24 protein-coding genes and 1 pseudogene are annotated in these 24,807 nt (G+C 31.2%); 15 read left to right on the top strand and 10 right to left on the bottom strand.

Features of this window, described 5'->3' with window-relative positions; all coding sequences use genetic code 11:
* Positions 1–46 precede the first annotated feature (46 nt).
* The gene (locus tag WHD54_RS08060; RefSeq protein WP_088324673.1) at positions 47–523 is read right to left on the bottom strand and encodes a CYTH domain-containing protein; all 477 of its coding nucleotides are present in this window, start codon (positions 521–523) and stop codon (positions 47–49) included.
* Between the two features lie 85 nt (positions 524–608).
* On the opposite strand from WHD54_RS08060, the gene WHD54_RS08065 reads away from it, so the two are divergent.
* Genes WHD54_RS08065 through WHD54_RS08075 form a run of 3 tightly spaced genes read left to right on the top strand, consistent with a single transcriptional unit; the run spans position 609 to position 6,131 of the window.
* Entirely contained in the window at positions 609–2,936 is a 2,328-nt protein-coding gene (locus WHD54_RS08065; protein WP_088324672.1) for a two-component regulator propeller domain-containing protein, read from the top strand.
* A gap of 1 nt (position 2,937) precedes the next feature.
* Entirely contained in the window at positions 2,938–3,657 is a 720-nt protein-coding gene (gene recO / locus WHD54_RS08070; RefSeq protein ID WP_088324671.1) for a DNA repair protein RecO, read from the top strand.
* The gene (locus WHD54_RS08075) at positions 3,657–6,131 is read left to right on the top strand and encodes a TonB-dependent receptor (protein WP_088324670.1); all 2,475 of its coding nucleotides are present in this window, start codon (positions 3,657–3,659) and stop codon (positions 6,129–6,131) included. Before recO ends, WHD54_RS08075 begins: the two co-directional genes overlap by 1 nt.
* A 12-nt stretch (positions 6,132–6,143) precedes the next feature.
* Here WHD54_RS08075 and WHD54_RS08080 read toward each other — a convergent pair whose 3' ends face one another.
* Genes WHD54_RS08080 through WHD54_RS08090 form a run of 3 tightly spaced genes read right to left on the bottom strand, consistent with a single transcriptional unit; the run spans position 6,144 to position 8,577 of the window.
* Positions 6,144–6,497, bottom strand: a complete 354-nt coding sequence (locus tag WHD54_RS08080) for an SdpI family protein (protein WP_088324669.1) — start codon at positions 6,495–6,497, stop codon at positions 6,144–6,146.
* A gap of 40 nt (positions 6,498–6,537) precedes the next feature.
* Positions 6,538–7,407 (bottom strand): acyl-CoA thioesterase, encoded by an 870-nt coding sequence (locus WHD54_RS08085; RefSeq protein ID WP_088324668.1) that lies wholly within the window; start codon positions 7,405–7,407, stop codon positions 6,538–6,540.
* Positions 7,408–7,410: 3 nt separating this feature from the next.
* On the bottom strand, positions 7,411–8,577 hold the full coding sequence (locus tag WHD54_RS08090; protein ID WP_088324667.1) for a GNAT family N-acetyltransferase: 1,167 nt from the start codon (positions 8,575–8,577) through the stop codon (positions 7,411–7,413).
* Between the two features lie 325 nt (positions 8,578–8,902).
* Here WHD54_RS08090 and WHD54_RS08095 point away from each other — a divergent pair, with 325 nt between their 5' ends.
* Genes WHD54_RS08095 through WHD54_RS08105 form a run of 3 tightly spaced genes read left to right on the top strand, consistent with a single transcriptional unit; the run spans position 8,903 to position 14,589 of the window.
* Entirely contained in the window at positions 8,903–10,015 is a 1,113-nt protein-coding gene (locus tag WHD54_RS08095; protein WP_088324666.1) for an efflux RND transporter periplasmic adaptor subunit, read from the top strand.
* A 43-nt stretch (positions 10,016–10,058) separates the two neighbouring features.
* On the top strand, positions 10,059–13,256 hold the full coding sequence (locus WHD54_RS08100; RefSeq protein WP_088324665.1) for an efflux RND transporter permease subunit: 3,198 nt from the start codon (positions 10,059–10,061) through the stop codon (positions 13,254–13,256).
* Positions 13,246–14,589 carry a TolC family protein gene (locus WHD54_RS08105; RefSeq protein ID WP_088324664.1) on the top strand — a complete coding sequence of 448 codons (1,344 nt, stop codon included), beginning with the start codon at positions 13,246–13,248 and terminating at the stop codon, positions 14,587–14,589. The genes WHD54_RS08100 and WHD54_RS08105 overlap by 11 nt, the downstream gene beginning before the upstream one ends.
* Here WHD54_RS08105 and WHD54_RS08110 read toward each other — a convergent pair.
* Complete coding sequence (locus WHD54_RS08110; protein WP_233131022.1) at positions 14,586–15,932, bottom strand: GAF domain-containing sensor histidine kinase; 1,347 nt, start codon at positions 15,930–15,932, stop codon at positions 14,586–14,588. The two genes, WHD54_RS08105 and WHD54_RS08110, sit on opposite strands and share 4 nt — an antisense overlap.
* 175 nt (positions 15,933–16,107) lie before the next feature.
* Between WHD54_RS08110 and WHD54_RS08115 the strand changes: the two genes are divergently transcribed.
* The 8 genes from WHD54_RS08115 to WHD54_RS08150 all read left to right on the top strand — a co-directional run bounded on the left by WHD54_RS08115 (position 16,108) and on the right by WHD54_RS08150 (position 20,485).
* Positions 16,108–16,491: a DUF2721 domain-containing protein gene (locus WHD54_RS08115; protein ID WP_143744277.1), complete on the top strand. Its 384-nt coding sequence runs from the start codon at positions 16,108–16,110 to the stop codon at positions 16,489–16,491.
* 21 nt (positions 16,492–16,512) lie between these two features.
* On the top strand, positions 16,513–17,340 hold the full coding sequence (locus WHD54_RS08120) for a helix-turn-helix domain-containing protein (RefSeq protein WP_088324662.1): 828 nt from the start codon (positions 16,513–16,515) through the stop codon (positions 17,338–17,340).
* A gap of 251 nt (positions 17,341–17,591) precedes the next feature.
* Positions 17,592–18,038 (top strand): peptide-methionine (R)-S-oxide reductase MsrB, encoded by a 447-nt coding sequence (msrB, locus tag WHD54_RS08125; RefSeq protein ID WP_088324661.1) that lies wholly within the window; start codon positions 17,592–17,594, stop codon positions 18,036–18,038.
* Positions 18,039–18,092: 54 nt separating this feature from the next.
* Positions 18,093–18,587 carry a peroxiredoxin family protein gene (locus tag WHD54_RS08130; protein ID WP_088324660.1) on the top strand — a complete coding sequence of 165 codons (495 nt, stop codon included), beginning with the start codon at positions 18,093–18,095 and terminating at the stop codon, positions 18,585–18,587.
* A 3-nt stretch (positions 18,588–18,590) separates the two neighbouring features.
* Entirely contained in the window at positions 18,591–19,124 is a 534-nt protein-coding gene (locus tag WHD54_RS08135) for a GNAT family N-acetyltransferase (protein WP_233131021.1), read from the top strand.
* An 82-nt stretch (positions 19,125–19,206) separates the two neighbouring features.
* Positions 19,207–19,491, top strand: a complete 285-nt coding sequence (locus WHD54_RS08140) for a peptide methionine sulfoxide reductase (RefSeq protein ID WP_233131020.1) — start codon at positions 19,207–19,209, stop codon at positions 19,489–19,491.
* A 32-nt stretch (positions 19,492–19,523) separates the two neighbouring features.
* The gene (gene msrA, locus WHD54_RS08145; RefSeq protein WP_088324659.1) at positions 19,524–20,021 is read left to right on the top strand and encodes a peptide-methionine (S)-S-oxide reductase MsrA; all 498 of its coding nucleotides are present in this window, start codon (positions 19,524–19,526) and stop codon (positions 20,019–20,021) included.
* A gap of 2 nt (positions 20,022–20,023) precedes the next feature.
* Positions 20,024–20,485, top strand: coding sequence for a carboxymuconolactone decarboxylase family protein (locus tag WHD54_RS08150; protein WP_088324658.1), 462 nt, complete (start codon positions 20,024–20,026; stop codon positions 20,483–20,485).
* Between the two features lie 519 nt (positions 20,486–21,004).
* On the opposite strand, the gene WHD54_RS08155 is transcribed toward WHD54_RS08150, so the two are convergent.
* The 5 genes from WHD54_RS08155 to WHD54_RS08175 all read right to left on the bottom strand — a co-directional run bounded on the left by WHD54_RS08155 (position 21,005) and on the right by WHD54_RS08175 (position 23,498).
* Positions 21,005–21,637 carry a Crp/Fnr family transcriptional regulator gene (locus WHD54_RS08155; RefSeq protein WP_088324657.1) on the bottom strand — a complete coding sequence of 211 codons (633 nt, stop codon included), beginning with the start codon at positions 21,635–21,637 and terminating at the stop codon, positions 21,005–21,007.
* A gap of 99 nt (positions 21,638–21,736) precedes the next feature.
* Complete coding sequence (locus WHD54_RS08160) at positions 21,737–21,865, bottom strand: hypothetical protein (protein ID WP_262502740.1); 129 nt, start codon at positions 21,863–21,865, stop codon at positions 21,737–21,739.
* Positions 21,866–22,018: 153 nt separating this feature from the next.
* Positions 22,019–22,813, bottom strand: a complete 795-nt coding sequence (locus tag WHD54_RS08165) for a cation transporter (RefSeq protein WP_198943168.1) — start codon at positions 22,811–22,813, stop codon at positions 22,019–22,021.
* A 141-nt stretch (positions 22,814–22,954) separates the two neighbouring features.
* A complete protein-coding gene (locus WHD54_RS08170; RefSeq protein WP_088324655.1) occupies positions 22,955–23,254 on the bottom strand; it encodes a type II toxin-antitoxin system RelE/ParE family toxin in 300 nt (99 codons plus the stop codon).
* Positions 23,247–23,498: a type II toxin-antitoxin system ParD family antitoxin gene (locus WHD54_RS08175; RefSeq protein WP_088324654.1), complete on the bottom strand. Its 252-nt coding sequence runs from the start codon at positions 23,496–23,498 to the stop codon at positions 23,247–23,249. Before WHD54_RS08175 ends, WHD54_RS08170 begins: the two co-directional genes overlap by 8 nt.
* Positions 23,499–23,901: 403 nt before the next feature.
* On the opposite strand from WHD54_RS08175, the pseudogene WHD54_RS08180 reads away from it, so the two are divergent.
* Positions 23,902–24,783 (top strand): annotated as a pseudogene (locus WHD54_RS08180) (IS110 family transposase); the annotation flags it as partial.
* Between the last annotated feature and the right edge of the window lie 24 nt (positions 24,784–24,807).

Here is a 24,807-nt window from a genome sequence, read left to right on the forward strand (position 1 = left end):
GTTTAGTTTGTAAATAGTAAAAGGCTAACCTTTACCTACCTTTTAATTATATAGGCCATTTTGTATACGGATTTTTGCTTAGTACGGCATTGTAGTATTTTAAATCTCCAGTTACTTCTTTACCAAGCCACACAGGTTTTTCGAAATATTCATCTGCTTTGTTTAATTCGACTTCTGCAACAATTAGTCCTTTATTTTCTCCTAAAAATTCATCAATTTCGAAGGTATGATTCCCTTTTTTTACCAAATACCTATTCTTTTCTATAATAGTTGGTTCACATAATAGTAAAAGTTGTGTAGCTTCTTTAAGTAAAATTTCTTTTTCCCATTCAAACCTTGTAGTTCCCTCGGCGTTTGTTTTCCCTTTTACGGTAATGTACGCTTTTGTATTACAAGTTCTAATACGAACCACTCTGTTTTTATCGGTATTTAAAAAACCTTGTTTTATTGTTTGAATATAAATGCTTTCTTCTTTAAAATTTAAACTAGTTACTAAAAACTTTCTTTCTATTTCTAAACTCATAAAACCAATATTTTAGTGCACTAATGTAGTTACTTTTAGCGTTGTTATCACAAAAATAAATATCTTTGAGGCATAAATGATTATAATGAAAAAAATCTTTTCAGTTTATTTCCTTTTTTTAGTTTCTATGGTTTTTTCCCAAACAGACTATAGCGACTCGTGGGAAGATTTTTACGCCTACAACAATGTTAAAGATTTTGTAATAGCCGATCAAACTATATTTGCTTTGGTAGACAATGCTGTTTTTACATACCATTTAGAATCAGGTGAAACAAACAAGATTTCCTCTATTCAGGGACTTTCTGGAGAAAATACCACTGCAATTTATTACAATACTACTTTTAAAAGATTAGTTATTGGTTACGAAACTGGTTTAATAGAAGTTTTAGACAATAATGGGACAATTACTATTTCTTCAGATATTGTAAATTTTAATCAATCAGGAGAAAAAAGTATCAATCATATATCTGAATATGGGAATACGTTATATTTATCTACTCCTTTTGCTATTGTAGAATACAATATCGAAAAGTTAGAGTTCGGAGATACTTTTTTTATAGGAAATGGCTCTAGCGCAGTAAAAGTTAATCAAACGTTAGTTTCTAATAACCAATTGTTTGCTGCCACAGAACAGGGTGTTTTTAAAGCAGATTTAACAAGTAGTTTGTTAATCGATTTTAAAAATTGGCAACCATTATTTGATGGTAGAAATATTCGAGGAATTCAAGAATTTCAAAATGATGTATATGTCATTGAAAATAACTCTTTATTAAAAATAACTTCTTCAAATTTAACGAGTGTTAAAAGTTTTACAGAAAAAATTGTCGCCATAAAAACATCGGCATCAAACCTAACAGTATCACTCAAAAATACTGCCATTGTTCTAAATACAATATTAGCGGAAGAGGTAAGGTTTACCACAAATAGCGAAACTAACTTTACTTTAAACACTGCTTTTTTTGAAAATGGTACCGTTTTTTTAGCTACAAAAGAGTTGGGAGTTTTATCAGCATCAGCAATAGATACAGGTAGTTATTTAGAAATTCATCCACAAGGTCCTTTGTCAAATAAAGTGTTTTCTATAGACGTGCATAATAAGAATCTTTGGGTAGTTTATGGCGGATATAATTCCGTTTATGGTCCTGTTTTTAATCGCCAAGGTTTTTCACATTACAACGGAGAAACTTGGTTAAACACACCATTTAATCCTAATTTTCCGATAACAGATCTAAGCTACATCACTATAGATACCAATGCCGAAAACAAAGTTTATATAAGTTCTTTAGGAGATACTAGAGATGTAAATAGTTCGTTAAGTGGCGGACTTCTAGTAGTAGAAAACGACGAGATTGTTCAGTTTTATAACCACTTGAATAGTCCGTTAGAAGATATAGAATCTTTAGATGCTAGTCGTGTTACTATCCGAATTACAGGAACAGCATTAGATAGAGACGGTAATTTATGGGTTGCCAATATAGGGGTGCCTAATGAGCTAAAAAAGTTATCTACAAATGGGCAATGGACAAGTGTTAATATGAGTTCGGTAAAAACAAATCCATCCTTTGGTTTAAGTGAAATGGCTATTGATAGAAATAATAGCGTGTGGTATGGATCTAGAAATAATGGCGTTTTTGTTTATAATGAAAACGGTAACAGAAAGAAGTCTTTAATAGCGACTCCCAATTTAGGTAATTTACCAAATGCAACGGTTAAGTCTGTAATTGTAGACAAAAATAATAATGTTTGGATGGGTACCAATTCTGGGTTGGTAGTTTACAATAATACTTCGGGAGTTTTCGAAGAAACAGTAACGAATGCCAATCCTATTATTATTTTAGATGATGGAATTCCTAAAAAACTTGCTGGAGATCAATCTATTAGTTCAATTGCTGTAGATGGAGCAAACAATAAATGGATTGGCACCGATAATGGTGGCGTTTTGTACACCAACCCAAACGGACAAAATACTTTGGCTAATTTTAGTAAAAAAAATTCGCCGTTACCTTCTAATCGAATATTAAAAATTAAAGTAGAAAATACATCCGGCAAGGTATATTTTGCTACAGATAAAGGGATTGTAGCCTACAATAGTAATGTGGCTCCTTTTTCAGATACGTTAACAGCGGTGTATGCGTATCCAAATCCTGTATTAAAAAGTCATGAGTTTGTTACCATAGCTGGTAGAAATGGTACGACCTTACCCAAAGGTACTAATGTAAAAATTTTAGATATTGCAGGAAATTTAGTGCATGAAACGAATGTAGTTGAAGGTCAGGAATTACAAGGAGGAAAAGTGGTTTGGAACAAAAGAAATTTAGCAGGAAATAAAGTTGCTTCTGGAGTATATATAGTGCTTTTATCTACAGATGATGCCTCAGAAACAGCTATGACTAAAATAGCAATTGTAAACTAAAATGGCAATTATACAAACAAAAGCAATTGTTTTAAGTAGTTTAAAATATAGCGACACAAGTTTAATTGTAAAATGTTTTACCGAAGAAGAAGGTGTTAAGTCTTATTTAATAAGAGGGGTGTTAAAAGCAAAAAAAGGAGGCTTAAAAATTGCTTATTTTCAACCGTTAACACAATTAAACTTAATTGCAAAACATAGCAATAAAAGTACTTTACACACTATAAAAGAAGTACAAATTTTAAATCCATATAAAACCATTTATAAAGATATTGTAAAACAATCTGTAGTATTGTTTTTATCTGAAGTTTTAGCCAACAGTATTCAAGAAGAAGAAGCGAATAGGAACTTTTATAATTATATTACTACCGCACTTTTATGGTTAGATTTACACGATAAAATTACTAATTTTCACTTGTTATTTTTATTAAATGCCACTAGGTATTTAGGTTTTTATCCCGATATAGATGAAAATGATACCAGTTTCGATTTGTTATCAGGAAATTTTACTGCAAGTGTTTATGAGAAAAATACCATTTCTGGAAATGAATTTTATCATTTTAAAAAGCTATTAGGCATGAATTTTGATACAATTAATATGGTTTCTTTCAGTAAAAATGAAAGACAATTGGTATTAAAAACTATAATAAAATATTACGAATTGCACTTAGATGGTTTTAGAAAACCAAAATCTTTAGAAGTGCTTGAAACCGTTTTTAGTTGATGAAAAATTTTTTAATAACAATCGCTTTATTTTTAAGTGGTTTTTCTTTTTCTCAAAGCGTTAAAGTTGTAGATAAGAAAACAGGAAAAGTAGTTAAAAATGTTAGTATTTTTAATATTTCAGAAACAATAAGTATAACCACTGATGATAAAGGATTTGCAGATATTTCTGGGTTTACGAATAAAGAGACAATTATTTTTTCGCATCTTTCGTATGCGGTTTTGTCAACTACAAAAAGTAAGATTGTAAGTACTAATAATATTGTTTATTTGGCAAAACAATCCGAGCAATTAGATGAAATTGTAATATCATTGTTTAAAAGTGATGAAAAAGCAAAAAGAATTGCAGAGCAAATAGCTGTAGTAAATGCCAGAGAAATTCAACAATTATCTCCCCAAACATCTGCAGATTTATTAGCATCGATACCAGGTATTAAAGTTCAGAAATCTCAATTTGGTGGCGGTAGTCCGGTTATTAGAGGGATGGAGTCTAATCGGGTTTTGCTGGTGGTTGATGGTGTGCGAATGAATAACGCTATATATAGAAAAGGGCATTTACATAACGCAATTTCTGTAACACCAAATATGCTAGATAAAACAGAAGTGGTTTTTGGTCCTTCCTCTGTTTTGTATGGCTCCGATGCTCTTGGAGGAGTTATTCATTATTACACAAAAACGCCAAAACTATCTGAAACAAACGAAGTGAAAAGTCAGTTTTTTTCAAGATTCTCTACCGTGAATCAAGAAATAACTTCAAATTATTTGGCCGAAGTTAGAAGAAAAAAGTGGGCCTCTTTAACCAGTGTTTCTTTTAGTGATTTTGGCGATTTAATGGCAGGCAAAAACCGAGCTCATGGATTTAAAGATTGGGGAAAAGTATTTTATTACTCCGAGAATGTAAATGGAAATTACAACCAAAATCCTACGGCAAATACCAATCCTAATTTACAACGAAACACAGGATATCATCAAACAGATATTCTTCAAAAGTTTTTTATAACTCTAACCAAAAACACCGATTTAAAGGTAAATATTCAATATTCCACAAGTTCAAACATACCAAGATTCGATAGATTAACAGAATTAAGTAATGGGAATTTAAAATTTGCAGAGTGGAATTATGGTCCGCAAAATAGATTTTTAGCAGCTACTCAATTCCTTATCAATCCGGGGAAAAAATGGTTAGATAAAGGCACAATTACCGCAGCATATCAACATATAGAAGAAAGCAGGATTCAGCGTAAATTTAATAGTTTAAAAAGGTCTTATAGAGAAGAAGAAGTGGCTGTTTATAGTTTAAATGGTGATTTTTCTGTGCCGCTTACTTCTGACAAAAGTAGAATTTTTTCCTATGGTTTCGAGCTTGCTTATAATGATGTTAACTCAAAATCTTACGGCAAAGAATTGGCAATTTCTAACGGAGAAATTAACGGTTTTTCAAATACATTTAACGTACAATCGAGGTATCCAGACGATGGAAGTTCTTACATGAGTTCTGCCTTATATTTAGATTACAGACAAGATTTAAGCAGTAAAGCTACTTTAAATTCGGGCATACGTTTTACTAAAACACATCTTGAAGCCAATTGGCTAGATCAAACATTTATTCAGTTAGAAAATACCAATATTAGAACAGACAACTCTGCAATAACCGCAACTTTAGGCTATGTATACAAACCAAATAAAAACTGGCAAATTAATAGTGTTTTATCCTCTGGTTTTAGGTCTCCAAATATTGATGATGTTGGTAGGGTGAGAGAAAAGGCAGGTAATGTTACCATACCTAATATAAATGTAACACCCGAATTTGCCTATAGTGCAGAAATAGGAGTTTTAAAGTATTTTAATGATAAAAAATTTCGTTTGGGAGCTAATGTTTACTACACATTATTAGATAATTATATTCAGAGAGACTTTGTTTACAATACAAGCGGAACCATAAAACAAGTGTTATTTGATGGAGAATATGGAAATGCTGTTTCAAATCAGAATAAAGGAACTGCTTATATTACTGGTTTTACAGCAAATTATTTGGGAAAACTTTCTAACTCCTGGAATACCTCTGGTTTCTTAACATTTACCGAAGGGCGAACGTATGATACGAATTTACCAATGTCTTCAATTCCGCCCTTATTTGGTCAGTTCGATGTTAGTTATACCTTAAATAAATTGGCCTTAGGAGCAAATGTACGTTTCAATGCTAAAAAGGATATTAAAGATTTTAACATCGTTGAAGGCATCGATAACCATGATTTAACACCAGTTGTGAATGCAAATGCAACAGAAGATATACTAAAGTATTATGGTACGCCAAGTTGGGTTACCGTTGGTTTTAACGGAAGTTATGAGTTTAGTACTAATTTTTCTTTACAAGCACGCTTAGATAATTTATTAGATCAACATTATATAGAATTTGCTTCTGGTGTTGCTGCACCCGGAAGAAATTTATCGTTGTCTTTTGTTGCTGTATTTTAAAAGTTTAGCACATTAGTTTCGCTTTCTTTTTCCTTCTTCTGTAAAATGGTCAGAAAGTGCTTTTTCTGTTTTTATAATACTTACAATTAGAGCCATAAATACAAAAGCCATAGGTTGCCATGTTAAATTTGTATTTATAAAAGTAGCAAAAACGAGTCCTGCTAAAAATGAAATACCAGAATAAAAAAGTAAACTTTTATTAAAAGTGGTGTTTGCAAAGTCCCAAATTTCTTTATTTTGCATAGCTTTTGGCGTTTTATAACCATAAATATTGTTTATCTTTTTTGGCGGGAATCTCCAAAATATAATACTTATTAAAAAAAGAAGTCCGTTGGTTGTAAAAACGTATAATAAAGCGTCGTTCATGTTTTTTTATTTAATAAAATATAAAATTAATTAAAAATACTTATTTCTTTTTGGGTCTTAATAAACCTTCTTGTGCAAAAGAAGCAATTAAAGAACCATTTCTTGTAAAAATATTTCCTTTAGCTAGGCCTCTTGCGCCGAACGCATTTGGCGATTCTGCCGAAAAAAGCATCCAATCGTTAAAGTCAAAATCTCTAAAAAACCACATAGAATGGTCTAAGCTTGCGGTTTGGGTATTGCCAAAATTATAGGTACTTCCGTTCGGATTAAAAGCAGCATTCAGTACATTATAATCAGAAATATAAGTAAGAATTTCTTGTTTAGTTCGGTGGTTTAAATTCTGATGATTTTCTCCTTTTAAACGAAACCATACCTGTTCTGTTGGTGGTAAATCTTTTGGTTCTAGTGGGTTTGGTACTCGAACGGGTTTAAATTCTATAGGTCTTTCTACACTCAAAAAACTTTTTGTGGCTTTCGGTAAAAAATCTCCAAATTTATCTAACATATCTGTCCAGCTAAGCAATTCTTCTGGTTGTTTAATTGCCTTGTTAAAAGTGGCTTGATGCTCAAAACCATCCTCTTTAATTTGAAATGAAGCTGCTAAAATAAAAATAGATTTTTGATGTTGAATGGCTGTTACCCTTCGGGTAGAAAAACTACCACCATTTCTCATTTCCTCCACTTTATACTCTATAGGTGTAGTTAAATCTCCAGCCTCTAAAAAGTAGCCATGTAAAGAGTGTAAAAACCTGTTTTCTGGAATTGTTTTATAAGCAGCATTTACAGATTGTGCTAGTACTTGACCACCAAAAACTTGTGGACTCCCGATTGTGTAACTATTTCCTAAAAATCGGTTATTACCTATGTTATCTAATTCTAATAAAGCTATTAATTCTTTACTCGTTTGCATTGTTTATTTTTTTTTGAATGGAAACTTTTGCTGAAAAGGAGTAGGTTGAATCCTTTGTAAAAAAAGTTTTAATATTTTGTTAGTGATGGTTTTTTTATGTCTTACATATACCGTTAGTTCTTGTGGTGTGGCACCTACCGAACTCTTAATTTCGCTGGCGGTTCTTCCAAAATTAATAATGTTAACTTTTTTAGCAATAGCAATTTCAATGTAAGTATATAGCATTCTTTGGTAAATGGCATACTTTCTATTTAAATCGTAATTTATACCTACAAAATGAGCATCTAAAGTTTTATTGTTTATTACTCCAGTCATAAAACCTACAAGTTTTTCATTTAAATAGAATCCTTTTACCATAAAAGTATCTCCAAAATGTTTTTTTAAATCAACATAAGTGTGTACATTTAAATTTGTAAGATTAAATTTTGCATTGGTAGCCACATTCTTGTAAAGGTTGCTTATTTCTGGCATTAGGGCAGCCAATTTATCTACAGAAATATCTTCTATTTTTATGTTTTTACTTTGAGAAAATGCTTTTTTTGCTTTTACTCTAAACTTTGTTTTCATGGCAGCCAAATAGTCTTCAAAACTTTGCCAATGTTTTGGAACCGTTAAAACCATATTAGGTTCCACAGAAAAAGGGTGGTATTTATAATTTTTTAAGGTATCTGTTAGGTGTAAAGATTCGTTTATAAAGTCTTTAAGTAAAAAGGCATCTATAGTTTTTTTGAGCTCTTTATTTGTTTGTATTAAGTTGTAAATTGCTTTTGCTAAATGATCAATTACCTCTTTTTTATGTTCATTTTTTTTTATGAAAAGTCCGTGTTCACCGCTTACAAAAGTATTGCCTGAAATTAGTAATTTTAGAGGGCTGCACTCTTTTAAAAGCCCTATTTTTTTTCCAATATTTTTTAGAAGGTTAAAATTATTTTCTAAGATTGTTCCATTAAAATCTATTATTTTAATTGTAGAAAAAGCAATAGGAAGCTGATTGTTATTTAAAATTACAATATATGTAAACTGAATTTCTGGGTGATTTTTTTCAATAGAACTTAAAAAATTTCTATGATAGTAGATTGAGTTTTCACACTCTAATTGTTGCCAAATAGTATCTGTAATTTTATTTACAGAAGAGAAGTATAAAGCGTTAGAAGTGTTTTTTTTGAGCATCAAATAAGTGTAAATAAATACGTTATTTTTTGTAATTATTATTAAGGCAAAGTTCCGTTTTCTAAAGTAATAAATAGCCTTTTTTAATAATTTTCTTTTTAATTTGTTGTGGCGAACTTTTCTGCAAAAAGTTAGAAAATGTAATGTAACTTTAATTATAACGTTTTTTTAACAAACATGTTTCTATTTGATACAAAATGAGTTCTGTGTAAAAAAGTATATTTGCAACAAAATTAATTAATTTTTATAGATTGTTCGTTTTTAAGATTACTCAAAAATAAACAAACATTAATTTTAGTTATTTAAAGAAATCAACCAACTAATTATGAGGAAAATAATTCTTGCAGTTTTAGGAATTCTGTGTATTGTAGGAGCAGTATTTTTAGGTAACTTTTTAATAGAAAAGAACCAAAAACCAAGGCCAACTTATCAAAAAACAATTAAAACGGTTTTTGTAGATAACGTAAAAAACAAAGAAATTCCTATTGTAATTTCTGCAAATGGTAATTTAGTTGCAAAGAACAAGATTGCTCTTTTTTCTGAGGTGCAAGGAGTTTTAAAAAGCACTCAAAAACCATTTAAACCAGGTACAAATTATCGAAAATTTGAAACTCTATTAAGTATTAATAGCGAGGAGTTTGAAGCAAGTTTACTAGCTCAAAGAAGTAATTTATTTAATTTGATAACTGCGATTATGCCTGATATTCGATTAGATTATCCTTCAGAATTTGAAAAATGGGAAAAATATTTACAACGGTTTAACATTCAGGGTAATATTCCTGAATTACCTAAATTTAGTAGCCAGAAAGAAAAATATTTTATTTCAGGGAGGCAAATTCTAACCACTTATTATGCGGTAAAAAATTTAGAAGTTCGCTATGAAAAACATCAATTAAAAGCACCATTTTCTGGTATTTTAACTGAAGCTACAGTAACGCCAGGATCTTTGGTAAGAGTTGGGCAAAAATTAGGCGAATTTATAGATACGAGTGCTTATGAACTTCAAGTTTCAATAAATGCAACTTTTGCAAATTTATTAAAAGTTGGCAATTCAGTAACGCTTTTTAATGCAGATAAATCTGCTCAGTATACAGGTAAAGTAGTTCGTGTAAACGGTAAAGTAGATCAGGTTTCTCAAACTATTATGGCTTTTATCGAGGTTAAAGGAGTAGGTTTAAAAGAAGGCTTATTTTTAGAAGCTAATTTAATTGCTAAATCTGTATCAAATGCCATTGAGATGCCAAGAAAATTATTAGTTGATAATTCTGCCGTGTATACCGTTGAAAAAGACACAATTTTAACCCTAAAAAAAATACATGTAGCCTATTTTGGTGCAGAGAATGTAGTAATTCAGGGCCTAACAAACAATGATCGAATTTTAACTCAAATGCTACCTGGTGCTTTCGACGGAATGGTGGTTAAAGTAAATAAGAAGTAGTAGCAAGTGCTTAATAGTTACTAGCTTTTAGAAACCAATATTCATGAAAAAAATAATTACCTATTTTATAAAATATCCAGTAGCTGTAAATGTAATGATTATAGCCTTTGTGGTATTAGGAACTGTTGGGGTTTTAAATATGAAATCTTCCTTTTTTCCATTGGTAGATTCGCAATTAATTAGAATTACATTGGCATATCCTGGTGCATCACCAGCGGAAATGGAAGAAGGTGTTGTTTTAAAAATTGAAGATAATTTAAAAGGAATTGTAGGTGTAGAAAGAGTAACTTCTGTATCTCGAGAAAATTCTGCCAATGTAAATGTAGAGGTTGAAAAAGGTAAAAATATAGATGTTGTTTTATCTGATGTTAAGAACGCTGTAGATAGAGTGCCTTCTTTTCCTTCTGGTTTGGAACCGCCTGTTATTGCCAAAGTAGAAAATATAAGACCTACAATTAGTTTTACAATTAGTGGAGAAAATGTATCATTAAAAACCTTAAAGCAATATGCTAGAGGTGTAGAAAATGATATAAGAGGAATTGAAGGTATTTCTCAAGTGGTTATTTCTGGTTTTCCAGATGAAGAGATAGAAATAGCGCTACGAGAAAACGATTTACGTGCATACAATTTATCGTTTACCGAAGTAGCAAATGCAATAAGAAATACCAATCTTTTAATTACTGGTGGTAATATAAAAACTGCAGAAGAAGACTATTTAATTAGAGCTAATAACAGGTCTTATTATGGTGTAGAACTTCAAAATTTAATTGTAAGATCTCAGCAAAACGGAAATATAATTCGCCTAAAAGATATTGCAGAAATTAGAGACACTTGGTCGGAAAATCCCGATAGGTTATTTTACAATGGCAATTTAGCTATCGATATTACAGTAAGTAATACCAATAATGAAGATTTAATTTCTTCTGCAGATAAAATTAAAGAATACATTTATAAGTACAACCAAAAGCAACAAAACGTTCAGCTACATGTTACCAGCGATAGAAGTATTACTTTAAACGGAAGAACGCAATTATTAATTGAAAACGGTATTGTAGGTATTTTATTAGTATTGTTTTTTTTAGCATTATTTTTAAATTTAAGATTGGCAATTTGGGTAGCATTTGGTTTACCAGTTGCATTTTTCGGAATGTTTATTTTTGCTGCCCAGTTCGATGTTACCATAAATGTTTTGTCTCTTTTTGGGATGATTATAGTAATTGGTATTTTAGTTGATGACGGTATTGTTATTGGAGAAAATATATATCATCATTATTACGATTTAGGAAAATCAAAAATAAATGCAGCTATAGATGGTACCATGGAAGTAATTCCACCTATAATTTCTGCTATTTTAACTACTATTATCGCGTTCTCTACTTTTTTCTTTGTAGATGGAAGGTTAGGAAGTTTTTTTGGAGAAGTATCTACAGTAGTATTGCTTACATTAACCGTTTCTTTAGTAGAAGCTTTGGTAATTTTACCCGCGCACATTGCACACTCAAAAGCTTTGGATAGAAAACGATTAGAAAATGGAGAGGTAAAGAATAAAGGAAAAATAGATGCTTTTTTCAGCAAAATTAATTCAGCTGCAGATGCATGGCTTACCAAAGTTAGAGACACGTATTATATCCCTTTTTTAAAATTTAGTTTAAAAAACAAAGTCTTTGCCTTTGCAATTCCTATTGCTATTATGGTTTTTAGTAAATTAGCCATGGATGCAGGAATTGTAAAAAGTGCTTTTTTTCCAAGAATTGCTAGTGATCAAATTCAGATTACTTTAAATATGCCCCAAGGGACAAATGAAAAAATTACCGATTCTTTAATATCATTTATAGAAGAAAAAGTTTGGATTGCTAATGATACCTTTACCAAAAAACAAACTGGAAACATACCGGTTATAGAAAATTTAATTAAAAGAATTGGGCCTGGAAGTGCAAATGCAAGTTTAACAGTAAACTTACTACCAGGTGAGTCTAGAGATTTTTCATCGCCAGAAATAACTAATTTTATTAGTAATAAGGTTGGCAAAGTATATGGGGTAGAAAGTTTAATTTTTGGTTCTGGAGGTAATTTTGGTGGGAGTCCAATTGCTGTTTCTTTACTCGGAAACAATATAAAAGAATTAAAAGCGGTTAAACAAGAATTAAAACAAGAATTAGAAAATAATCCGTTACTTAAAGATGTGGTAGATAATGACCCTGCCGGAATTAAAGAAGTAAAAATTACATTAAAAGACAAAGCTTATGTATTGGGCTTAAACCTACAGACAATTATGTCTCAAATTCGCTATGGCTTTTTTGGATTTCAAGCACAACGTTTTCAGCGTGGTCAAGACGAAATAAAAGTTTGGGTTCGTTACGACAAAAAAGATAGGTCTTCTATAAATGATTTAGATGATATGCGAATAATTGCACCGAACGGCGCACGGGTTCCATTTTCTGAAATAGCAAGCTATACCATTGCTAGGGGAGACATAGCAATTAATCACCTAGAAGGAAAAAGAGAAATTCAAATATCTGCAGATTTAAAAGATGCTAAAGAAAGTAATACAGAAATTTTAGACGATATAAAAACTAGGATTTTACCAGAAATTTTATCGAAGTATCCAACGGTAAAACCAATATATGAAGGTCAGAATAGAGAGCGTAATAAAACTACAGAATCGGTAAATTTAGTGGGGCCTATAATTTTATTACTCATTTACATTGTTATTGCCTTTACTTTCCGTTCATACAGTCAGCCAATTTTATTAATTATCATGATTCCTTTTAGTATGATTGGTGTAATATGGGGGCATTATTTTCATAGTTTTCCAATTGGTATATTATCATTTTTAGGAATCATAGCATTAATTGGTATTATGGTAAACGATGGTTTGGTGTTAATTGGTAAGTTTAACAGTTATTTAAAAGAAGGAATGAAATTTAATGTAGCATTAATAGCGGCAGGACAATCTCGTTTTAGAGCTATTTTCTTAACCTCGTTAACTACTATTGCAGGGTTGGCTCCGTTAATGTTAGAAAAAAGTAGGCAAGCACAATTTTTAAAACCGATGGCTATTTCCATAGCATACGGTATAGGAATTGCAACGATTTTAACGTTGGTAATGTTACCACTATTATTGGCTGTTTCTAATAGTATTAAAGTAAAAGTTAAATGGTTAAAAACGGGCAATGCAGTTACTAAAGAAGAGGTGGAAAGAGCCATTATAGAATCTAAATTCAATGAAGATGAAATATAATAATCAACTACTATTATTTTTACTGATTTTTACTTTTTTTTACGGATATTCTCAGCAAATTCTAACGAAAAAGGAAGCGTTAGAAATAGCTTTAGAAAATAACTTCGGAATAAAAATTGCTAATAATAATTTGGAAACTGCAAAAAATAATGCAAGTATCCTTAATGGAGGTTTTTTGCCAACGGCTACAATAAATTCTGGAGCAGATTATAGAACTAATAATCAAAAAATTGTATTTACAGATCCGCAAACAGGTAGCGATGCCGAAAGAGTGGGTAATGGGGTAATCACCAAAAATTACAACACCTCTGTAGCTTTAAATTACACTATTTTTGATGGAATGGGGAGAAAATATAATTATAAACAATTAAAAGAAACGTATAATTTAACAGCTATACAAGCTAGGCAAACAATAGAAAATACTTATTTACAACTTTTTACACTTTATTTTCAAATAGCACGACTTTCAGAGAATAAGTTAAATTTAGAACAAGCATTGGCTATTTCTAAAAGTAGGTTTAAAAGAGCAAAATATCAGTATGAATATGGACAAACCAATAAGTTAGAAATGTTAAATGCTGCAGTAGATGTTAATAATGATAGCATAACTTTAATAGCTGCATCACAGCAATTAAGCAATGCAAAAAGAGGTTTAAATGTTGTTTTAGGAGTTGAAAAACCTGTTACTTATGAGGTAGAAACACAAGTTGATTTTAACGAGATGTTGGTGTTGCAAGACTTAGAAGAAAAAACAATGAAAAATAATAGTTTGTTAAAGCAAAATGAAAAAAATATTGCAATTAGCGAATTTAATATTAAAATTAACAAAGCAAACTATTTTCCAAGACTTAATTTTAATGCTTCTTATGGTTTAAATAGAACAGAAAATGAGAATTTGGTAAACCCTTTTGGGGCTCGATTAATTACCTCAAATGGTATCAACGCAGGTGTGTCTCTCTCTTGGAGTATTTTTGATGGTGGCGGAACAAAAACAAGAGTAAAAAATGCAAAAATAGCCCTCGAAAATCAAGAGATTTTACTAGAACAGCAAAAGTTAACCATCAAAAATAGCGTAAAAAATACCTGGAATAATTATAAAAATCAGCTATTTATTTTAAAAGCTCAAGAAACAAATGTAGCTACCGCAGCAAATAATTTTAAAAGAACTGAAGATCGTTATAACCTTGGCCAAGTTACTTCTATAGAGTTTAGGCAAGCACAAATTAATTTTATAAATGCTAAAACAGCGTTGAACAATGCTAAATTTGATGCAAAACTTATAGAATTACAATTGTTGCAGTTAAGTGGAGATATTTTAAATGTTTCTTTTTAATTAGTCGAATCTAATTTTTTTCTAATAGTAAAATGAAAAGTTGTTCCTTTTCCTAGGTCGCTTTTTAACCAAATGGAGCCACCATAATGAGTAACAATTTTTTTAACTATAGATAAGCCGATTCCAGAAGAAGAACTTGTATTTTCTAATTTGTTGAAAATTTTAAAAATATGTTCGAAATAATTGGTTTTTATACCAATACCATTATCTTTTATATAAAATTCGTAAAAATTTTCTTTTTCAATACAGCCAATACTAATTTCTCCTACTTTCTTGTCGATACTTTTAATGGCATTGCTCAGTAAATTTTGAAAAAGCTGTTTAAAGCGCCAGCTATTTCCATACAAGTTAGGCAGTTCTTTTTGTATTTTTAAATTGATGTGATCTGGAACTAAAATGGTTTGTAAAATTTCTTCTAGTAAAGAATTGATGTCTATAAATTGGTCTTGAATATTTAATTTATCTAAAGTAGAATAATCTAAAATTCCTTTAATTAAATAATCCATTTTTTCAACATTAAATAGTACAGAGTTTAAAGCATCAGTATCTTTTTTTGTTAAAGAATCCTTTCTGTCTTCTATGTACCAATGTATTAAAGTGTGAACATTTGTTAAAGGAGATCTTAAATCATGCGATACCACATGTGCATAATCATTTAGTTGTTCATTTTGTTGCGATAAATCTAATAAAAGCTTTTCTTGCTCCTTTTGTTGTTGTTGTATCTTGTCTTCATATTCTTTTCTCTGCCTAATATTTACCAACATATTAGCATAAACAGAAAGAATTTCTTGTTCGTTTTCGGTGTATTTATTTATTTTTTTTACAGAATCAAAACCAATAAAACCTATTAATTCATTGTTTTTAATTTTAGGAATTGTTATCAAACTTTTTACACCTTGTGGCTCTAATAATCCTCGTAGCCCTAATTCGCCGTCGTAAGGCAACTTGCTAACATCTTCTATATACAATGGCAAACCTTTTTGGTGTCTTTCTAGCCATTGCGGAATAAAATCGATCGGTATATTTTGTAAATTTTGAATTTCTGGCTCAATTCCTTCTACACACCATTCATAGGTGTTAGAAGTCGTATTGTCTTTAAAATTATATCTAAAAATGTAACTTCTGTCAGATTCAACAAATCGTCCAATTTGTTCTAAAGATTCGTTAATTAATTTATCAATGTCAGACAAATCTGAATTAATATATTTAGTAGATATGTTAATTAATAGTTCTTGAAATCGTAACTGCCTTTGTATAATTTTATCCTTATCATGCTGTTGCATGTTATTTGTTAAAATAATTTCTTTAGGATTGTAAATACTGCCTTTATTCTTTTTTTTCATTATTTTAATGGAAAATTATACTTTATAGCTCTAGTTGAAATGCAATTTAAGAAAATTTATGTAGATTGATAAAATCCAATCAATCTACAATACACTTCAAGATTACAAATTTAGTGTAAAATAAAATTAAAATAATAGTTTAGTTTTGTTACAGATATTCTAACATCCCATAATTATGAACGAATGGTACATTCCTATAACCATACTACCAGGCATTTGCCTACTTATTTTATCAACTTCTAATATCATGATCGATTTGAGTAGGGAAATAAAATCGCTAATCAACGAAAAAGAAAACACCTCGGTATTAATAGAGCGTAAATTAAAACAACTAAAATTAGTAAATAGAGCCATGGCATTTTTGTATTTATCTGTGGCGTTTTTTGTTATTTCTGCGCTAATTTCTGGTATAAGTAATCATGTAGATGCTCATTTTACAGGAAGTATTTACACCTTATTTAGCGGAATTCTAATGGCATTTTTAGCCATTATTAGTTTGATGCTGTACTCGTTTAGAGCCGTAAAACTTAGGCAAGACCAATATCATAATATCTGCTAAATTTAAGTCTAAAAACTCCGCATGAAATACAGTTACACTGGTAATGATAATTCAACATTTGAACTAGTAGATACCTCAAGTATTCAGTATGCAACTGAGAGCAAAAAAGATGGTTTGTACAAAATTGTATGGACCATGAACGATGAAATATCACTTGGGCTAGATGGTTACCGAGTGATGCTTAAAAAAAATCAACTGCTATTTGCCACACCACTCAACCACTTACAGTTACAACTCGAGCATAAAAACGTGGTGGTGTATAGTTTCAATAGAGAGTTTTATTGTATTCGCGACCACGATGCCGAAGTAGCCTGCAACGGATTTTTATTTTTGGGTTCTTCAACTCCTATTGTGGTTACACTAACGCCCAACGAGCAGCAAAGTTTTGAATTATTGTACCAGTTTTTTATTGAAGAATTTGAAACGGTAGACCATATTCAAGGCGAAATGTTGCTAGTATTGCTAAAACGATTGCTTATAAAGTCGGTTCGCATTGCTCGTAAAACACTACCAGTTGAAGATATGCCGCAACAAAAGTTGGACATCATTCGTAAATTCAACTTATTAGTAGAAATGCATTTTAGAGAAAAGCACAAAGTAAGCGATTATGCAAACTTGTTGCACCTAACGGCAAAATCTATCTCCAACCTTTTTTCGCGCTATTACAATACAACGCCACTAAAAATTATAAACGAACGTTTAATTTTAGAAAGTAAACGACTACTCGATTTTTCCGACAAAAATATCAATGAAATAGGGATTACTTTGGGCTTTGAGGAACTGTCTCATTTTTCTAAGTTTTTTAAAAAACACGTAGGAGTTTCTCCCTCAGAATACAGATTGAAGTAAAAACTCATTTTGAGTAAAATATATAAACACAAAGGTAAATTAAACAATAAAATACAATAGTATTTACTCTAATTTTGCATTACAAAAAGATACCAAATATCTATTTGTTTAAAATATATGAATAATATTTATTTAAAATGAATTGAGTAAAATATATAAATAGTTAGGATGAATTGATAATACATAAACAACCCTCTTGAAGTATCTTTGTAATATATAAAATAAGTTATAAACCCTAAAAAATAAAAGAGATGTTAACCTGGAAAGATGTAATACGTTTTAGTGTAAATGGTAATCCAACTCCCGATCGAAGAGTTGAAAAAACCGAAGCAGAATGGAAAGAATTATTAACTCCAGAGCAGTTTCGAATTACGCGAAATAAAGGCACCGAAGCTGCCCACACAGGTGAGTTATGTAGCATTTACGAAGCTGGCAAATACAATTGTATTTGCTGCGATACGCCTTTGTTCGATTCTACGATTAAATTTAACTCTGGTACCGGATGGCCAAGTTTTACGCAACCTATCAAAGAAAACGCTATTAAATACGAAAAAGATACTTCGTACGGAATGGTACGCGTAGAAGTGATGTGCAATACATGCGATGCTCATTTAGGACACGTTTTTCCTGACGGCCCAGAGCCAAGCGGATTGCGATACTGTATTAACTCCGCTTCTATGCAACTCGAAACTAAATAAAAATCATAATTTATATACTTTAAAAGTATATTATAAAGAAAGAAAGGAATTGCCATGACTGCAATTACAAAAACAAAAGAAGAAAAAGTGTTTAAAGCACCTGAGTTTAATGTAAAAAATTGGGTAGATGCCCACGGAAACAAAACCGAACAAATACAATTGGCCGATTTTACAGGTAAATTTAAAGTGATCTATTGTTTTCAAAGTTGGTGCCCAGGTTGCCACAGCGCAGGTTTGCCCAGCTTACAAAAAATGGTACATGCACTTGGAGGAAACGACAAGGTTGTTTTTTTAGCGATACAAACGGTGTTTGAAGGACATGAAGCAAATACCTACGATAAAATGTTAGAAACACAAAAAAAATACGACTTAAAAATACCTTTTGGGCACGATGCTGGCGATGATGGAAAATCTCGATCTAATATCATGACCAACTACCAAACCGGAGGTACGCCATGGTTTATTTTTATTGATCAGTATGATAATGTAGTTTTTGCAGATTTTCATTTAAATGTAGATGCAGCCATTGAGGTATTAAAAAGTATTTAAATAATGGAAAATACAATACCCACAATAAAACTATACGGTGCAGATGGTTGCCATAAAACCCACTACTATAAGTTGGTATTGGACGATATTGGATTACCATATACATTTTTAGATGTAGAAGCAAACCAAGACCACGCAGAAGAGCTGCGTGGTTTATACGAAAACCGTAAACTTAATTTCCCTACCATTACAATAGGTGAAAAAAAGTTGCGCAACCCGTACAAAGAAGAAATAATTAAATGGATGAATAAATTAATACCTAGCAGATTGGAAATACAACACGAAAAAGAAAATAGCCGTTTTACATTAGATATCAACGGAGAAATAGCTAAAATTGACTACCGCCTACGCGATGGGAAAATGTACTTGGAACACTCCGAAGTTCCACGAAATTTAAGAGGACAAGGCATAGGAAAAGTATTGGTAGAAAAAACTTTTGAAAAATTAACCGAAGAAAACTATAAAGCAGTCGCAGTTTGCTCCTACATAAGAGCTGTAAAAAACCGAAGCGAGCATTGGAAATCAATTATTGAATAAGTACTTTATTTGTTGTTGCTTTACAGCTGTTTTGATGTAAAAATTACTTTAAATTTGTGGTATAATTGAAAGGGAAAATATAATGGAACAACAAAATAACACAGCTAAAACTACTGGCAATAGTATAAGCACATATGTAAACAAAATTCCTACAGGCTATTCGGTAGGAAATTACCAAGGCAAAAAATATGGTATTAGTAAAACCATATTTAACAAAGGAAAATCAGTAAAATTGTATGGTGAAGAACTAGGCGGAAATAACTTTGTAAGTCTAAATTATTACCTTACCACAACAAAAGAACTGTTGAAACCCTGTGAAATGCCTGCTCAAAAAGTAGTACATTTTTTAAAAAATGTGCAGTTATAAATTAAATTAATAACCTTTTAAAAAAAATAAAAATGACGAATTATAAAAAAGCGTATATCGCTGGCGGATGTTTCTGGGGAATGGAAGATTTGTTTAGAACTCGCCCAGGAATTATAGATACCGAAGTAGGATATATTGGTGGTGAAAACGAAAATCCTACCTACCGCAATCATCCTGGTCATGCCGAAGGAATTGAACTTGTTTACGACCCAAGTGTAACTTCTTTTAAAGAAATATTGGATTACTTTTTTAGAATCCATAATCCTACAACTGTAGACCGACAAGGAAACGACCGAGGATCTAGCTATCGTTCGGCTATATTTTTCCAAAATGAGGAAGAAAAAGCAATTGCCGAAGAGGTAATAAAAATTGTAGACGATTCTAAAAAATGGGACGGAAAAGTAGTAACCACCTTAGAGCCTTTTACTCCATTTTGGCCAGCAGAGCCAGAGCACCAAGATTATTTGGTACGCATACCTAATGGCTACACGTGCCATTTCGAAAGATTTGAAGAACCTTTTATATCATAACTATGACCGAAGTACAATTTAAAGACTTACGATTTAACCCAGATAGCACGCCATTTCATGATTTGGCAAAACAAATGGCGAAAGCTTTTGGTTATACGGCAAATTTAGATATAGACAAGCAATTAGCGCAACTACTAAGGTTGCGCGTTGCTCAAAAAAGCGAGTGTGCATATTGCATAATATTACACGCGGAAGCGAGCAGAAATGCAGGAATATCGGCAGCTAAAACCGATAATATATCCTCTTGGTGGAATAGCGAATTATTTACAGCTAAAGAAAAAGTAGCCTTAGCCTATTGTGATGTGTTGACAGATGGAACACACAAAAATTTTCAGCAATACCACGATAATATGTTGTCTTTTTTTACTGAAAAAGAAATTGCCGAAACAGCTGCTATCGTAATTAATATGAACCTGTGGACTCGACTAAAATTAGCACAAGGTGCTACGCCATTTTTAGGATAATTGTATAGTTTATATTCAATTTTAAGACATCCTAATGTGTGATAAATTTCTTATATAAAAGAGATTTTCACATATAAATTTAATTAAAACTACCCAAGTAATTTTGGTTGATTTCATAAGTAGCGTAGTATCCTATTTCTGTTAACTCCTAAAATTATTTGGGAGTTTTTTCATCAGTTTGTTTGTCAGCGTAGTTGGCCTTATAAAAATCTTGCTGGTCTTTATTATATATTTTTTTGAGATGCCGTGTATAGTAAATAACAAGTACAAAAAGTGCTATAAAGGCAAGAATAAGTAATATCCATTGTGTCATTTTTTATTCCTTTTTATGTTCTTCTTTTGTACTTTTTTATTTTAGATACTTTCTAAAACGTACTTTTCGTTAAATAGTAAACGCTCACCTTCTGGCTTTGCCTTTTATGTAGAGCTTTTCAGCAACTTTTTTAATCTGGTTTTACCATAAAAGTATATTATTACACAAATACCACATTGTTATGCACTACAGAGTAGTAGTATTTATTACAATGCTAAAACTTTAATGCTATTTCTGTAGAGTTTAATTTTCGACTCATTTTCTAGTTTTTTTAACAGCCGAGATATTACGACTCTAGAGGTATGTAAATCCTCAGAAATTTCTTTGTGTGTAGTAGTAAGAATATCGTTGTTGTTAACCATAGCCTTATCTTTTAAATATTTAAAAAGACGTTCGTCCATTTTTAAAAAAGCAATTGTATCTACGGCTTCTAAAAGTTCATCCATTCTGAAATGGTAACTTTGTAAAATATAAGATTGCCAGCTTTTATAGGTTCCCAGCCACTCTGCCATTTTTTCTTTAGGTAAAAGTATGAGCTCTGTATCTGTTTCTGCTACTGCTCTAATTTTACTTTTAGTTTGCCCCATACAGCACGATAATGTCATTGCACAAGTATCTCCTTTCTCTAAGTAGTACAGCACCAATTCTTCTCCTTTTTCATCTTCTCTTAGAATTTTTACAGCACCAGAAAGAAGAAGTGGCATCGACTTTATATAATCATCAATTTCTATAATAATTTCATTTGAAGAAAATAGTTTTAAAGTACCAATTTTTGAAATTTCATTAATAAGCTCATCTTCAAAAAGATAGCCAAAGTTATCTGAAAGTTTGTTCGACATCTCAATTTATATTTTCAATTTTTAAAAATAATGAAAATAGTTTTGAGCTATCAGCTTAAATAGAAATAATTATCAAGTTATTTTTAATAAATACTGCTATTATGCTTTTTTATCTGTTGTCATTAATAAGTAAACTGCAATAACAAGGCCAATAACCACCAGTGCAAAAATGCCAATCATTACGGTGCCATTTACCCATGAAACTAAAGGTATATTTGTGTAATTCATTTTGTTCTATTTTATATTTCAAAAATACAGTATGTTTATTTTATAAATTATGATAAAAATCAGGTTCTATAATTGATGTAAAAAATATTAAAATAGGCTTTTAAATTGAATAGTAATTAGTTATTTCGTTTTTTGTTTAGTTTAGAAATGGTTTTACCTGCTTAATTTTAATATTCGAAAAGCTCCTTGAATTACCAGTACAAAAACAATTGTTCCTATTATTAAATCAGGTTTATTTGAACTTAGCCAATGTACTAGAATTCCTGCAGTTATTACTCCTAAATTTATAATTACATCATTCGAGGTAAAAATCATACTAGCTTTCATATGAGCCTCTTCTTTGTTTTTTGATTTTTGCAAAATGTAAAGACAAATTCCGTTTGCAATAAGTGCAAAAATCGATACGATAATCATTATAGAAAAATCGGGAAGTTTTTCGTTTCCTAAAAATCTTCTTACAGCTTCTACAAACCCAATAACCGCTAGTATTATTTGAAAATATCCGGCAATTTTGGCAATCTGCTTTTTCTTAATTAATGTTCCACCCACGGCAAATAAGCTAATACCGTATACAAAACTGTCTGCAAGCATATCTAAACTATCGGCAACCAATCCCATCGATTTCGAGATAATTCCTGTAGTCATTTCGATTATGAAAAACGCAAAATTTACAGCAAGTACCGACCAAAGTAGTTTTTTTTGATTTTCGTTATCTCTAAATTCAGTTTGGTCGGTTTGTTCTGTCGAGATTTTCTTTCCGCCTAAATTCAGTTCGATAACGCACTTTTCGATTTGGTCAATTTCTCCGCTGTGAAAAACAGTTAATTTTCGGTTTGGAATATCAAAGTCCAAATTTGCAATACTCGAAATCCCGTCCAATTTCATTCGGATTAGATTTTCCTCTGAGGGACAATCCATTTTCGTTATTTCAAATATTGTTTTTTCCAATTTTACATAGTTTTTGTATGAAGATTAGTTGCGATTTTTAAGCACTAAATTTAGCAAATAAATCCAGATAGAAAATCTGCGAGGATTTTTGTATGTAGGCGAGAACAAGTAATTACTTATAGTCATTGTTGTGTGCAGTTTTTATTCGGTTATCTTTTTCTTTAAATCCATTCTTTCGTGCAGTATTCTCGTGATTTCTATATAACTTTTATCCAATGTTCTGTAAAATATTATGTGTCGGTTTGCTTTAACTCCGAGAAGTTGCTTTGATATTCCTTTGTATTTTTTTCCTAAATCTGGATTTTCCGCAATTTCCTCACAATTGGTAATTAGTTCCTCGTAATATTTCTCAGCCTGTTTTTCAGACCAAGTCTCAAATGTGTAATCCCAAATTTTCGATAAATCCTCGACAGCTTTGTTTGTCAGTTTATATTCAGCCATTCGAGTGCTTATTGGCTTTCAAAGATTCTAAATGTTTTTTTGGGTCGAAATCGTGAGCAATTCCGCTATCGATTCCTTCTTGTATTGCGTTTTTTAAAGCAATCACTTTACTTTCTTCTTCCTCTAAAAGTCTTAATCCAGCACGAATTACTTCACTCACGTTTTTAAACCTGCCTTCGCTTATTCGGTTTTGAACGAATTGGTCAAAATAACTTCCGAGCGATATTGATGTGTTTTTGTTCATTTGATGTATATTTATTCAAATATACCAAAAATTGGTATGAAGGCAAAATTTTTCTCAAATTACACACAACGTGCTTGTGTATGATTTCGTTGCGTGTTTAAGCACTAAAGTTAGCAAATAAAAACCGAATAGAAAATCCGCGAGGACTTTCGTAAGTTGGCTTTTACTAGTAATTTTTTTTACACGTCTTAAGTTTGTAATTCACTACATTTAAGTACTAATTCAGAAAGAACAAAAGAGTGTATTAAGGTTAGTTTATACGGTGAAGCTTTTTAGACTTCGACAACATTGATAATCCACACTCTTTTACTACTTCGACTTCGATCAGTTCTTTGAGACCTAGATCTCGTTTTTAAGTTGTTGAAATGCGAGTAGCCTTTGTTCTTTCCAAAATCCATTTCTTATGAATAAAGATAAAAAAATTTATGGTATTGACATCAGTAAAGACGTATTTGATGTTTACAATGATTCCACAGGACACTATCAACTATCCAATGATGCATCAGGCTTTAAAGCGCTATTAAAGGACTTACCAGCAAGCGCATTAGTTGTTATGGAAGCTACCGGCTATTACCATTACCGATTAGCTCAGTTTTTACATAAACACGGCGTCTTTGTTTCTGTGGTAAATCCGCTATCTGTAAAGCGTTTTATTCAAATGAAGTTAGCAAAAGTAAAAACAGATAAGAGCGATGCGAAGTCTATTTATGAGTATGGGACCTCTACAGATGTTCCTTTGTATAATGCTTTAACAGATGTTCAAAGCGAGTGCTTACAACTCTTTAGACTGTTGGATAGTTATACTAAAAAGCGTACGGCCACAAAAAATAAACTTCATGGAGAAGCTACCTTAGGGGTTCCGTCTAAAACGGTTTATAGCTCGTTAAAACGCGATTTAAAACATTTGAGTAAAGAGATAACAATGTTAGAAAACAGACTTTTAGAGTTAGTAAAACAAGACCAACAACACCAACTCACCTTATTGCAAACTATACCAGGAATAGGGTTAAAAACGGCATTGTTTTTAATGGTAGTAACCGATGGTTTTAAGAAGTTTGAGACGGCCTCACAATTATGTAGTTATGTAGGAATAACACCTACGATACGAGAATCAGGTAGTAGTGTAAGAGGAAGAAGTAGGATTAGTAAAATAGGCAATAAGAAATTACCGAATCTGGTATTTTTAGCAGCGTTTTCAGCTTATAAATATAACAAAGCATGTAAGGCACTTTTTGATCGAATAGTAGCCAAAGGAAAGAGTAAAAAACTAGCATTAATAGCAGTGTATTATACTGATATAGGTTGACTT

Source organism: Polaribacter tangerinus, from assembly GCF_038024095.1.
GTDB lineage: Bacteria > Bacteroidota > Bacteroidia > Flavobacteriales > Flavobacteriaceae > Polaribacter > Polaribacter tangerinus.

Bases quoted from the DNA above. Each gene is read 5' to 3' on its own strand.
- WHD54_RS08175 (WP_088324654.1), bottom strand. From the start codon at position 23,498: ATGAACAAAAACACATCAATATCGCTCGGAAGTTATTTTGACCAATTC.
- WHD54_RS08060 (WP_088324673.1), bottom strand. From the start codon at position 523: ATGAGTTTAGAAATAGAAAGAAAGTTTTTAGTAACTAGTTTAAATTTT.
- WHD54_RS08095 (WP_088324666.1), top strand. From the start codon at position 8,903: ATGAGGAAAATAATTCTTGCAGTTTTAGGAATTCTGTGTATTGTAGGA.
- WHD54_RS08105 (WP_088324664.1), top strand. From the start codon at position 13,246: ATGAAATATAATAATCAACTACTATTATTTTTACTGATTTTTACTTTT.
- WHD54_RS08150 (WP_088324658.1), top strand. From the start codon at position 20,024: ATGACCGAAGTACAATTTAAAGACTTACGATTTAACCCAGATAGCACG.
- WHD54_RS08065 (WP_088324672.1), top strand. From the start codon at position 609: ATGAAAAAAATCTTTTCAGTTTATTTCCTTTTTTTAGTTTCTATGGTT.
- WHD54_RS08140 (WP_233131020.1), top strand. From the start codon at position 19,207: ATGGAACAACAAAATAACACAGCTAAAACTACTGGCAATAGTATAAGC.
- WHD54_RS08090 (WP_088324667.1), bottom strand. From the start codon at position 8,577: ATGCTCAAAAAAAACACTTCTAACGCTTTATACTTCTCTTCTGTAAAT.
- WHD54_RS08155 (WP_088324657.1), bottom strand. From the start codon at position 21,637: ATGTCGAACAAACTTTCAGATAACTTTGGCTATCTTTTTGAAGATGAG.
- msrB (WP_088324661.1), top strand. From the start codon at position 17,592: ATGTTAACCTGGAAAGATGTAATACGTTTTAGTGTAAATGGTAATCCA.
- WHD54_RS08085 (WP_088324668.1), bottom strand. From the start codon at position 7,407: ATGCAAACGAGTAAAGAATTAATAGCTTTATTAGAATTAGATAACATA.
- WHD54_RS08170 (WP_088324655.1), bottom strand. From the start codon at position 23,254: ATGGCTGAATATAAACTGACAAACAAAGCTGTCGAGGATTTATCGAAA.
- WHD54_RS08100 (WP_088324665.1), top strand. From the start codon at position 10,059: ATGAAAAAAATAATTACCTATTTTATAAAATATCCAGTAGCTGTAAAT.
- WHD54_RS08110 (WP_233131022.1), bottom strand. From the start codon at position 15,932: ATGAAAAAAAAGAATAAAGGCAGTATTTACAATCCTAAAGAAATTATT.
- WHD54_RS08160 (WP_262502740.1), bottom strand. From the start codon at position 21,865: ATGAATTACACAAATATACCTTTAGTTTCATGGGTAAATGGCACCGTA.
- recO (WP_088324671.1), top strand. From the start codon at position 2,938: ATGGCAATTATACAAACAAAAGCAATTGTTTTAAGTAGTTTAAAATAT.
- WHD54_RS08120 (WP_088324662.1), top strand. From the start codon at position 16,513: ATGAAATACAGTTACACTGGTAATGATAATTCAACATTTGAACTAGTA.
- WHD54_RS08130 (WP_088324660.1), top strand. From the start codon at position 18,093: ATGACTGCAATTACAAAAACAAAAGAAGAAAAAGTGTTTAAAGCACCT.
- WHD54_RS08115 (WP_143744277.1), top strand. From the start codon at position 16,108: ATGAACGAATGGTACATTCCTATAACCATACTACCAGGCATTTGCCTA.
- msrA (WP_088324659.1), top strand. From the start codon at position 19,524: ATGACGAATTATAAAAAAGCGTATATCGCTGGCGGATGTTTCTGGGGA.
- WHD54_RS08075 (WP_088324670.1), top strand. From the start codon at position 3,657: ATGAAAAATTTTTTAATAACAATCGCTTTATTTTTAAGTGGTTTTTCT.
- WHD54_RS08135 (WP_233131021.1), top strand. From the start codon at position 18,591: ATGGAAAATACAATACCCACAATAAAACTATACGGTGCAGATGGTTGC.
- WHD54_RS08080 (WP_088324669.1), bottom strand. From the start codon at position 6,497: ATGAACGACGCTTTATTATACGTTTTTACAACCAACGGACTTCTTTTT.